Source organism: Candidatus Methanomethylophilaceae archaeon, assembly GCA_017524805.1.
Lineage (GTDB): Archaea > Thermoplasmatota > Thermoplasmata > Methanomassiliicoccales > Methanomethylophilaceae > Methanoprimaticola.
Genome location: JAFXUX010000032.1, coordinates 1 through 11,937 on the forward strand (window position 1 = coordinate 1; position 11,937 = coordinate 11,937).

Sequence of the window (11,937 nt, forward strand, 5' to 3'; positions counted from 1 at the left end):
ATCCCTAGGTCTAACCATGATATTACCTTACATAAACTGTATGTAAGTAATGATATATAAGAGCTTGTTATGAGTCTAGCCAGCATATCAAAAACAGATCAATTCGCTGATGAAAAATTACTTACACGCCCAGAATTTCGGAATCTATGCCTGCTTCAGCATCTGGCCGCCCTGAAAAACATGAAAGCATTCTTCGTCACCATCTCCGGAACACCGTCCGCAGAAGATGCCATTGAGATGATGGCCAAAACAGGCGTGAAAAAAGTGTTTCTTGCGCCGCTGATGTTCGAAGCGGGATTCCATGCCCGCCGTGACATGTCAGCTGAAAAGAATTCGATGAGATCTGCATTCGTGTCCGCCGGATTCGAGACAGAATGCATCATGAAAGGCATGGGAGAGATCCCGGAATTCCGCAGGCTTTTCTTATCCAATCTGAAGGATACGCTGGACGGGTGAACGGCAGCCTTTGAGGCGAATCGCTGTGATGGCGATGAAACAGAGGATATGGATTGCATCAAACGCATATCATCCACGATCCGTCACGATTACGACGCAAAACTCAGTTCGCGGTTTGGCGGAATTCGCGAGGCCCCTTGCGAGCAGCAGCTCTGCCTTCGTATTCACGTTGATGGAAAGATCGATGCGGTCAGTCTTGAAAAGGCGCTCTTCGAGATAGTCGCCACGGAGCGTCCCTTCGCGGCTCATGATGCATATCCCGGACAGGACCCAATTTTTCCCGCCGTCCTCGCGCGTGTAAGAGGGCGTTATCCCGACGCTTCTGACGGTCTCCTCGTCCACGACGGCTATGGCCGACTGCATCTCACCTGGGACGAAGAAATCTATGAAACCGTCTATCGCATCCGTGGTGAGCAGCGGAAGATCCGACGGACACGTGAGCACGTATTCCCCGTGCATCCGCTCGAAAGCGACGTGGAGATCGTCCATGAAGCTCTCCCCGGAAGTCCTGACGGTCTCCACACCGATGGAATCCAGATAAGCCTCGGTCTCCAGGGTGTTATCGCTGACCGAGACCAGAACGCGGCAGATGCTGGGCGAAGCGCTGAGGGCATCTATGACCCTCTTGACGGTGGGGATGCCCCCTACGGGCTGCATCGGCTTCTCGATGCCGCATCTCCCCATGCGGGTGCCTTTCCCGCCTGCGTTTATAAGCGCTTCCAGCCTCATATGCCAAGCATATAAACCAGACCCATAAAGAACATTGCGACGGGCCTGCAGATCTCGTTTGTGGCCCCCAGAATGTCTCCGTTCACCATGCCGAAGACCCTGTTGGCATTCCTTGCCATGATGACCCCTACGACGGAAGACGCCATCAGACCGACCGCCAAAGCCGCCGCCCCAGAAGTGACGACGCGCAGCCACTCGCCGCCGGCGAAGAACAGCGAAGCCAAAAAGAGCAGCAGCATCCCGCAGACGATGCTGACTATGAGCGATTTGAACGCTGATTCGGAAGTCGTCTTCTCCACCTGGCGCCCTGCCATCCCGTTCCCAGGCATTCCGAAAGAAGCGGCGAATACCATCGAATTCTTGACCGCAACCTCGCACAGAGGAGCCAGAATCACCAGGGCTGGGACGCCCCATGTCGCATATATCGCGAAAGAAGTCAGAGTGACCGCAATCGCTACGCCTATGCCTCCGGCCCCCACCAAGGTATCTTTCAGCGCCCGGACGTGGTCTTCGCGCATCCCGGAGACGATCATGCCGTCGCCGAAATCGGTCAGGCCATCGAAATGGATGAATTTGCTCCCGACATATGCGATGAGAAGGCACGCGACGGCCGAGATCAGCCCCATGCCGATGTGCATGGCGCCTTGGATCCAGCTCAGAATAGACAGGGCTGCCACCATCACGGCGCCGAAGATCAGTCCCACAGCAGGCACCATGTGGAACCCGCGTTCCATGGCGTCCATGTCCTCCTGGGTGATATCGAGATGCCACAGCGTGAAGAACGATACCATCCCTCTGAGGGCGGATCCGGTCATCTTATCCTTCCGGCATCGACGGCGATCGCCTCGATTATGCCCTGCATTATTCCTTCGCTGAGATTCGGCTCTATTCCGATCAGAGACGAGCAGATGCGGCAGACCATAGGGTGGATGAACTGGTTCCCGTCCTCGGCCAGAGAATCCGCGCGGTCCGCAGAGAACGCGGCCATATCCAGGAAAGTCTTCATCCCATCGCCTTTAAGATATGAATCCAAGGCCCTGGAGTACTCCTCTTTGCCCATAGGAGACCCGGAAAGCGCCCACATGACGTCGATGCCATATCCCAGCTTCTCCAAAAGCTTCATAGGTTCCACCGGGACCGGGTGCTCCCCCCTTATCTCCAGGGAATAGCCTACCGCCTCCCTGACCGCTTTGGCCGCGGAGATCCCGATAGACGACCCTGTGCCGGCATACGAACCCCTTTCGTCCCCTTTCGGGCAGATGACCGCCATGGAATCCGACGTGGTGCCGGTCTCTCTGTATCCGCGGTCTGCCATGGCGGCCGATTTGGCTTCCACCAGAGGGATGAACAGATTGACCTTCCCCTCGTAAGACAGCGGGGTTTCCACCACGACGGCTATGTTTATGGTGCCGGCCATCATCTTCGCCGCCCTTTTCAGGGATATCTTGTGGGCGGACTCCCAATCCACGAGGGGCTCGCCGGCAACGACCTGGTTGCTGAGGCCCGCGGTAACTATCGCGCATGCGTTGGATCCCCCGTACTCCGCCTCCTTGACGTTGAACACGTATTGGACCTCTGCAGCGGTCATCATCCCCACGGAATTCTCCGGCAATCCGAACGCATCCCTTACGCGGATGATGTCTTTCATAGGATCCGAACAATCATAATCGTGCGGAACCTGCATTATGAACAGCGCATCGGCTTCGGTTATGCCTCCATTCAGAACGGCGGAGCTCAGAACCTCCATCGTCTCGGTGAATTTCACTATGCCTACGCCAAGCCCATCCAACTCTTTGAGCTCGACCGATTTTACATATCTCACAAAATTGCCTCCCAAATCTTATAGAACAGCGATTCGAACAATCCCTGGACATGTATGCCGATAATGGCATAAAGAACCAGAGCGACTGTGAAAATGAAAAGAAGAGACGAAAGCTCCACGAGCCTCAGGCAGCGCCTGACATCGTCCGTAGACGGCATCGGGCCGGTTCCCATGACGTAGACCCCTTTCTTCTCCATGCTTATGCCCAAAACGGCGGCCACCGCGGTCATCGACCAGCCGCTGTTGGGGCTAGGCGTTTTCGTATGCTCCGCCTTGGCGGCAGGAACGGCGGCCCTCCAGTCCATCCTGAGCAGATAGCCTGCGAGAGCGACGAAATATGGCGATACTCTGGACGTCAGGAAACCCAGGACGTCATCGAATCTCGCCGGGAAATGCCCGATGTTGGCGTATTTATCGTTGAGATAGCCCCACATCGCATCCATCAGATTGGCGCAGCGGAACATTATCGCCCCCGGAAGCCCGAACAGGCCGAAATAGAACGCGGGCGAATAGACGCTGTCCACCAGATTCTCGGAGACGGTCTCGCAGCAGGAGGAAGCAATATGCTCCGCGTCCATGCCCTTGGTGTTCCTGCTCACTATCATCTGGACCTTCGCGGCGGCGTCCTCCACTTTTCCGGCGTCCAGATCGGCCCTTATGGGATCGCAATGGTGCCTGAACGAAAAAACCGCGAAGGTTATCTTGGATATGAAGGCAGTAGCCACGATCCAAGCGATCTCCCCCGCCAAAGGGTCCCAAAGAGAGAATGCGAAGCGGACGAGAGTCGTTATTATGAGCGCTATCGAACAGAAAAGCGCGAACACGAGCAGATACGACAGAAATCCGACGGTCGTGGCGAAATGGGATGCCCTGTTTTTGACGTGCCTGTCTATCGCGCCGAGGATGTTTCCCATCCATCTGAGGGGGTGGACCGAATTGGGCAGCTCGCCTACGAAACGGTCTATCAGGACCGCCAAAACCACAACTGCGATTGCATCGACCCACAATGGCATCCGATCGCCCATTTATTACGGAATCGGCAGCGGCTATGAACTTGCAGTTCCTATCGCGGTCTTTCACGCTGTATCTGATATAATCGGAGAATCTCTCCCCGAAAGACGAGCAATCGCGCACCATTATCCCGCGCGCGAGCATCTTCCTTTTGAAATCGGCGGCGTCCATCCCCAACGGGCGGACAGAAGAGAAATAGAAGAACGAATCCGACACCGGCCCAACCGGGAATCCTATGTCATCCAGAGACGAGTTCATGACCTCCGATTCCTCGGCCATGACCGACGCCGCCTTGTCCACGTAATCCAGTCTGTCGCGGATGAGGACATTGGCCACGGTCTGCTCGATCTGCCCCACGTTCCAAGTCATGCGGACCTTGTCCATCTCGGCTATTATGTCCGGGTTGGAGAATCCGAACCCTATTCTGATGCCAGGTATCGCAAATGATTTGGTCAGGGAAGATGCGACGATGAGGTTGCTGAACCTGTCCACCATGCCGGAAAGCGTTATGTCCACATACCCCGGCACAAGCTCCAGAAGCGTCTCGTCAAGGAAAACCAGCGTCCCGGTCTCCTCGCACGCCCTGACTATGGAGATCAGCTTTTCCCTGGGTTCGACCCTGCCCGTGGGATTGTTTGGGTTGCAGATGTAAACCGCCTTGCATCCTTGCGCCTTCTCAATGTAGGAATCGGCATCGAGCCTGAAATCGTCGCTTTCGGTGAGATCGAACCATTCCGGCTCCGCGCCGACGATGCGGCATTGCTGGGCGTATTCCGCGAACGAAGGGCGGCACATCAGAGCCTTGTCTCCCTTAGTTAGGAAGGTGTTGGGAACGTTCCTGATTATCTCCGAGGATCCCGCGCCGATCACGATGCATTCAGGGGGTATGTCGAAGGCCTTCGATAGGGTGTCTTTGAGCTCCGAGCACGAATCGTCCGGATAATGGCCCACATCCGCTGCGGCGGAAGCCATTATTTCGGCGATATCCGCCGGCGGGCCGAATGGATTCAGATTGTGGCTATAATCTTCTATGCCCTCCAGCTTCCACGCTTGGCCCCCATGGACGGTCTTGGGGAGCCCGGAAAGCTCTTCCCTTGATTGGATGCGGCCTTTCATCGCGTCTCGAACATCGATAATCTATATATGGTGTTGGTTGAAAGGACGGTCCGCGGCAAACGATTCGCCTTCCGTCTTGCTAAAGATGAGCGCATACATCGGGAAACCGTTTTGAACCGCCACAGCAATCGAAAGCCATGGACAGAGAAGACTACAGGAGTACGCTGCCCCGCTTCAGAGAGGCAACGGAAGCGTTCTACTCCGGCGGGATGACCGCCAAAGAATACAAAAGCATATCCGGCGGGTATGGCAGCTATGCTCAGCGCGGCGGAAAAACGGGAATGGTGAGGCTCAGGCTGTCCGGCGGCCGCATTACGCCCGAGAAACTGGGTTTCATCTGCGGATGCATCGAAGAATACCGCCCCAGCAAAGTCCATCTCACCACCTGCCAGTCGGTTCAGCTCCATGGGCTCTCCCCCGAAGCCATACCCGAGATAGTCGGATCGGCCATCGATGCGGACATCATAACGTTCGGAGGGGGCGGGGACTATCCGAGGAATGTGACGGCCACAACCCTCTCCGGCATCATTCCATCATCGGAATTCGATGTCTTGCCTTATGCCGAAGCGGCCGGGAAATATCTTCTCGACATCGCATTCGGGAAGAAGCTCCCAAGAAAGCTCAAAGTGGGATTCACCAGCACGATGGAGAACATAGCCGACGCGACGGCCAGAGACCTGGGATTCGTGGCCGAAAGCAATGGGAAGTTCGGCGTGTACTCGGGCGGCGGGCTAGGAACAAACCCGAAGCTGGGCCTCTTGGTGAGGGACGGCCTAGATCCAAAAGACGTTTTCGCATGCCTGTCGGCCATGGTCTCGATGTTCATGTCCCGTGGAAACTATCAGGACAGGTCCCGCGCCCGCGTAAGATACATGCGCGATGACCTTGGAGACGCGGAATATGTCGGAAAGTTCAACGAAGAGTTGGACAAGGCTCTTGCAGACCCTTCGATACCCAAAGCCGACCCGGACCCGATCGTCATCGACAAAACGGGGGACGGGTCCGTGCCGACCACCGCGTATGCGAAGAGGCAGAAGCAAGACGGCCTGTTTTATGTGAGATACCATCCGATCGGAGGCGACCCCAGGCCGGAAAAGATTTTGGAGCTGCGCGACGCCGTGGAAGGGATTGAATCCGCCGAGATTCGCATCGGACCCAACCAGACCCTTTACGTGGTCAACCTAACCGGCTCAGAAGCTGACATGATAGCCAGCGTCCTGTCGGACGGCGCAGCCACCATGTTCGAGGCATCCACCTCATGCGTCGGGAACTCTATATGCCAGACAGGGCTTAGGGATTCCAACGGCCTCCTGAGAAAATTATTTGATATGGAGAAGGAGAACGGGTTCGCGGACGGAACGCTGCCGATGGTCAGGATCTCCGGATGCCAATCCTCATGCTCCGCCCATCAGCTAGGCACCATAGGGCTCAAAGGGGCGCCTTCCATCGAAGGGGAGCCGACGTTCGAGATCAGCGCCAACGGATCCCACGTGCTCGGCAAGGAGCGGTTGGGAACGGTTCTGGGGCGCGTCAGAGAGAAGGACATCCCAGGCCTTTTCCGCGACATCGGCAAAGCCGTCGAAAGCTCGGGGAAAGGGACTTTCAGAGGATGGTGCGACGGGGACGCGAGCAGAATCGCTGAGATAGCCGGAGACCGCCTGATCGAACGGATGCCGTAAGAATGCTGCTCTCAAAAAAAGACCATGATAGCAGTCAAATTTCCGTGATTCCACCAAACATAATTAAATAAAAATTGAGACTATATAAGCGATAATCTGACTTACGGCGAAACCATTCGTGGAGGAATGGAGATATGGATGAGGACAATTATTATGCGGACAAAGCGAAGCACTGCAGAGAGATGTCGTACATTCCCGCGGATCTGTACGAGGAATACGACATAATGAAGGGCCTACGCGACAGGAATGGCAATGGAGTCCGCGCTGGGATCACCAACATATCTCGTGTAATCGGAACGGCCAACAGCGGGAACGGCCCCGAACCCTGCGAAGGACGCCTCACCTACAGAGGATACGACATCAATGACATAATCGGATTCCATGGTGAATCCAAATTCCTTTTCGAAGAGACGGCATATCTGCTTCTGTTCGGCAGCCTTCCCGATGAGTCGGAAACCGAAACCTTCAGGAAGATGCTCGCAAAAAAGATGGAGCTTCCCGGGGATTTCGTAAAGGATTTCATACTCAGGGAAAGCAGCCATGACGTAATGAACACAATGGCCAGAGGGGTGCTGGGCCTTTCCGCTTACGATCCGAACCATGCCGACAACTCCATTGAGAACGTGATCAGGCAGTGCATGGAGATAATCAGCAGGCTTCCGATGCTTGCTATATACGGATACCATTCCCACATGCACTACGACAGGAACGGCCATCTCGTCATATTCAGGCCGGACCCCAGCAAGGGCATGGCCGAGAACATAATGCTGATGCTGAGGCCTGCCGGCAATTATTCTCAGCAGGAGATCCAGATCATGGACATCATGCTCGCGCTCCATATGGAACACGGCGGAGGGAACAATTCAACCTTCACCGCCAGAGTGGTCGCATCGTCGGGTTCCGACACATATTCGGTCATAGCCGCCGCCCTCCTGTCTCTGAAAGGGCCCAAACATGGGGGAGCCAACATAAAAGTCGTCCAGATGCTCCAAGACATCAAGGAACACGTTCCCGATACAGACGACAAAGAAGCCTTGCGCCAGTATCTGACGAAGATAATCGACAAAGATGCTTTCGACGGCCAGGGGCTCATTTATGGCATGGGACACGCGGTTTACACGATATCAGATCCCAGAGCCCAGATACTGAAGGATTATGCCGGCAAATTGGCTGCATCCAAAGGCCGCGAAAAAGACATGAGACTGATTAATTCTGTCGTAGAGATGGCGCCCGACATCATACGCTCGAGGAAGAAGAACGCTGGCAGCGTCTGCGCCAACGTCGACATGTACAGCGGATTCGTCTGCGACATGCTGGGGGTACCGGTTACCCTGTACACCCCGCTGTTCGCAATGGCGAGAGCCGTTGGATGGAGCGCCCACAGAATCGAGGAGCTCATTACCTCAGGGAAAATCATCCGCCCCAAGTACATCAGCATAGCTAAAGACAGGGAATTCATACCGCCGGAAAAACGCGAGAGCCAATCCCACCCTGAATCCCGTACAAATTGAGCGGAAAATGCTCTCCTCTGAGCGAGAAAGGGCGGGAGGGCCGGGCGGCCTTCCATGTAATTATAGTGCGTTTTCAAGCGGTTCAGGAAGATACGCGATACAGCTTCCCGTTGTGGCCCTCGTAGGAGTATCCTGCGAGACTTTCGGCATCGTGCGGCAGTCTGTTTCCGTCTTCGTCAAAGAACCCCATCGGGTAGAACGCCCGGTCGCCGATGATATTCACCGAGCTGGGGATGTTCACAGAGGACAGATAGCAATCACAGAAGGCATAGTCTCCGATCGAAACCACCGTGTCTGGAAGGGATACCGAACCGATCGTCGAGGCGTATTCTTCACAGTCCACGTTCTCCCAGCCTCCATAGCAGCTGTCATAGAACGCATAATTCCCCACTGTCGTAACCCCTTCCCCGACGACGATGTTTTCGATGGGGGTTGCGTTGTACGCCATGATATCGCTGAAGCCATAAGCATAGTAGCTATACGAATCCCCCGGGGCCAGGTTCTCAAACCATGGGGCGGTCGACTTGTAGTATGTCAATTCTGTGGTACTGCTATCATAATTCCCCCACCAAGCCGTGACCGTCTTGGTGTGCGAGGCCCGGGAGTAGTCGTACATCGGCCCTGTGCCGGTTATCATCAGGTTCCCACGGCTGTCGAGGCAGAACCGGACGTCCTCCCCGCACGACCCGGACAGAACCACGTAGGGTGAAGCATCCTCGGCCATGAATAACGCCCCATCAGAACCGGCGAAGGAGCGCCCGGCCAGCATTACCGGATCCGGCTGAAGCTCGATATTACTGTAATAGAACGACAGACCGAAGAATGCATAGGCGCCGACAGACGACAGATCCGTCCCGAACGACGCCTCCTCCAATGAAGTGCAGTAAGCGAGGGCCTTCATGCCGATCGACCTCACGTTTGCCAGATCGGCGGACTTCAGGGTCGAGCACCCATAGAGCGCCTTGGCGGCAACGGCCGTAACCTTCAAGTCCCACCCCTTGTAGGTCAGATGGCTGGGCACGGCGATGGCGCCACCTTCATATCCCGTGACGGTGACCGTGCGTGAGTCCACCGAGGAGACGGAATAAACGATCCCGCCTGCAGAGAAGACCTCTCCCTTCTCGAGATGATCGGTCATGCGGAGGACCTTCCCGGAGCCGTAGTATGTGTGGCCGCGCAGATCCAGCGTCTGCTCCATCTTCTGCCCGTCGAGGTCGAGGAACTTCACCCCATAGAAAGCATTCGAACCCATATACGCCAGGGTTTCCGGGAGTTCAACCATCTCCAGGGACTTGCATCCGCTGAAGGCGCTCTTGCCGATCTTCTCTACGCCGTCCTCTATGGTTATCTCCCTGAGGTTCGCGCAGTTGAAGAACGCGTACCCGCCCACAGCAGAGACACAGCCGGGAATCACTACGGAGATGAGCCCGTCGCAGTACGGAAACGCTTTGAGTCCTATGGACGCCGCGCCGGAGAAGTCCACGCTGGACAGGCTGGAGTCGTTGTAGAACGCTCTGGTCCCTATCACAGTGCCGTGGCCGGTGAAGCTCACGGTCTTCAGGTCCTTGCATTCGCTGAACGCGCCCTTACCGACAGCTGCGTTCCCGGGGATTTTGATCGACTCGAGACCGCATCCGAAGAACGCGTATCCGCCTATGTTCTTGAGGGTCGCGGGCATGGCAATCGATCTGAGGGACTGGCAGTATGAGAACGACTTCAGCCCCACCGATTCCACTGACCCCAGCCCGACCGACTCCAGAGACGCACAATTGTAGAACGCATAGTTCCCTATGGACTTCACGGAAGAATCGATAGATATGCTCTTCAGGTCCTCGCATCCATAGAACGCCCTGTCGGCGATGGCTGTGATCCTGTATCCGTTGTAGAAAGGCAAGATAGTGACATCATCGGCAGTTCCGCGGAATCCAGTCACGGTAGCCTCCTGCCCGACCTCGCTTACAGAGTATTCGAGAGCGTAATGCTGAAGATACAAATGGCCGTTTCCTGTTCCCACGTAGGCATATCCAGGCAACCCTGAATCGTCTCTGTGAAAAACCAAACTCGTGGGATCGTACATAGAATAGTAATCTAGGGCGAACGCATAGTTGTCAATGTACCTTAAAGATTCTGGCAAGCTGATGTATCTCAGATTCTTGCAGTCGTAGAAAGCATAGGATTCGATGGATTCTAAGGAATCCGGCAAAATGACGTATTTAAGATTGGTGCAACCGGAGAACGTCTCCTCCGCTATTGTTTTCACAAGACCAAGTATGGTTACGAATGTGAGAGATTTGCAGCCAGTAAACGCGCAGGAATCAATATATCTTACGGAATCGGGCAAGGTCACCGACAAGAGGGAGGTACAGCGGGAGAATGCTTCTAATCCGATGTACGTCAGAGAAGATGGAAACGCTATGGTTGTAAGAGAGGTGCAGCCGAAGAATGCGCCCACCCCTATTGACGACACGGAATCGGGCAAGGTCACCGACAAGAGAGAAGTGCAGCCGAAGAATGCGGCCTCCTCTATTGACGACACGGAATCGGGCAAGGTCACCGACAAGAGAGAAGTGCACTCTGTGAATGCGGCACCTCCGACGGATTCAACTCCGCTCTCTACCGTCAAGGATTTGACATCTGTTCCCCACGGTTTTTCGATGTAATAATAGTCAAACATCTCGCCCTGCCCTGATATGGTCAGGTTGCCGTCGTCGTCGAGCTCCCACGTAAGATCGTTCCCGCATTTTCCGGATTGGACCCCGTCCGAGCCGTCCGACTGCGTGGCTATGGCGAACGCCACCGCGGCCATCACTACCACAGCGATGGCGATCATGCGCCAGATCTCATTCTCTTTGATACCGCAGATGTGCCCCATGCAATTCGCATCTGCTTACGTATTAATAATGTCTGGTTATCTGGAGTATTGAAATGCCGTTCCATCGATCGCAGATCATGGCTCCATAAGATGACTAGTGAAACATATGGTGGAATCATTCCCTTCCGGTCTTTGAAGTCTTCACCCCAGAAATACTGGCGCCTCTTTTCATCGACACCCTGAGCGATTATTCATGCTCACCTTTCTGAGTCTTCTCAACGATCCGCTCCCACCATCCATCCAGATTATTGAAAAGATCCAGGAATGAAGCCCTGACCACTATGTCGCCCCTGCGGGATTCCGTCTCGGCGCACGGCCCCACGCGGGGATACAGAAGTACCGCTTTCCCGCCGTAATCCGCGGAATACTCCTTCATCTGCCTCAAATCGTCGTCGGATATGTCCTCTTCCGACCGAACGACCTTCCACTTGGTATCCAAGATCAGCGTCTCTTCGCCCTTCCTGAGTACGATGTCCGGCCTCACTGACGCCTCAATCCGGTGTCGAACATCGTCTTCCCTGTATCCTGTATGGATACCTCGAAATCCTCAAGCCTCGCCTTCAAAGTCCTAGCCGCATATTGCTCGAAAACCCTCTCCATCCGTAGTTCGCTTAAGATTTGGTAACAAGGGAACGAACAGACTCGGTGGTCGGCACATCGACCTTGAGCGAAACGAACAGATCGCGTTGTTTCTTGGTCACTTCGTTCAGGACCAATTTGCTCCCCATCCTGGACACTTTC

Annotated in this window: 9 protein-coding genes and 1 pseudogene; 3 read left to right on the top strand and 7 right to left on the bottom strand. The window is 55.1% G+C overall.

All coding sequences use genetic code 11. The annotated features are described in order from the left end of the window. The first annotated feature begins 180 nt into the window (after positions 1–180). Positions 181–456, top strand: a complete 276-nt coding sequence (locus tag IKP20_06645) for a sirohydrochlorin cobaltochelatase (GenBank protein MBR4504629.1) — start codon at positions 181–183, stop codon at positions 454–456. A 69-nt stretch (positions 457–525) separates the two neighbouring features. Here IKP20_06645 and IKP20_06650 read toward each other — a convergent pair whose 3' ends face one another. The 5 genes and pseudogenes from IKP20_06650 to IKP20_06670 all read right to left on the bottom strand — a co-directional run bounded on the left by IKP20_06650 (position 526) and on the right by IKP20_06670 (position 5,134). Beyond that, the gene (locus IKP20_06650) at positions 526–1,185 is read right to left on the bottom strand and encodes an NTP transferase domain-containing protein (protein MBR4504630.1); all 660 of its coding nucleotides are present in this window, start codon (positions 1,183–1,185) and stop codon (positions 526–528) included. Next, positions 1,182–2,000 carry an adenosylcobinamide-GDP ribazoletransferase gene (locus IKP20_06655; GenBank protein MBR4504631.1) on the bottom strand — a complete coding sequence of 273 codons (819 nt, stop codon included), beginning with the start codon at positions 1,998–2,000 and terminating at the stop codon, positions 1,182–1,184. The genes IKP20_06650 and IKP20_06655 overlap by 4 nt, the downstream gene beginning before the upstream one ends. Next, the gene (locus tag IKP20_06660) at positions 1,997–3,007 is read right to left on the bottom strand and encodes an adenosylcobinamide amidohydrolase (GenBank protein ID MBR4504632.1); all 1,011 of its coding nucleotides are present in this window, start codon (positions 3,005–3,007) and stop codon (positions 1,997–1,999) included. The genes IKP20_06655 and IKP20_06660 overlap by 4 nt, the downstream gene beginning before the upstream one ends. Then, complete coding sequence (gene cobD, locus IKP20_06665) at positions 3,004–4,020, bottom strand: cobalamin biosynthesis protein CobD (protein MBR4504633.1); 1,017 nt, start codon at positions 4,018–4,020, stop codon at positions 3,004–3,006. The genes IKP20_06660 and cobD overlap by 4 nt, the downstream gene beginning before the upstream one ends. Positions 4,021–4,033: 13 nt before the next feature. After that, positions 4,034–5,134 (bottom strand): annotated as a pseudogene (locus IKP20_06670) (histidinol-phosphate aminotransferase family protein). Positions 5,135–5,271: 137 nt separating this feature from the next. Between IKP20_06670 and IKP20_06675 the strand changes: the two are divergent. Together IKP20_06675 and IKP20_06680 are read left to right on the top strand one after the other, a co-directional pair. Further along, complete coding sequence (locus IKP20_06675) at positions 5,272–6,813, top strand: nitrite/sulfite reductase (GenBank protein MBR4504634.1); 1,542 nt, start codon at positions 5,272–5,274, stop codon at positions 6,811–6,813. 134 nt (positions 6,814–6,947) lie between these two features. Next, positions 6,948–8,324, top strand: coding sequence for a citrate synthase (locus IKP20_06680; GenBank protein ID MBR4504635.1), 1,377 nt, complete (start codon positions 6,948–6,950; stop codon positions 8,322–8,324). 82 nt (positions 8,325–8,406) lie between these two features. Here the strand turns inward: IKP20_06680 and IKP20_06685 are convergent, their stop codons facing one another. Beyond that, positions 8,407–11,196, bottom strand: a complete 2,790-nt coding sequence (locus IKP20_06685) for a leucine-rich repeat domain-containing protein (GenBank protein MBR4504636.1) — start codon at positions 11,194–11,196, stop codon at positions 8,407–8,409. A 187-nt stretch (positions 11,197–11,383) separates the two neighbouring features. After that, a complete protein-coding gene (locus tag IKP20_06690; protein MBR4504637.1) occupies positions 11,384–11,680 on the bottom strand; it encodes a hypothetical protein in 297 nt (98 codons plus the stop codon). Between the last annotated feature and the right edge of the window lie 257 nt (positions 11,681–11,937).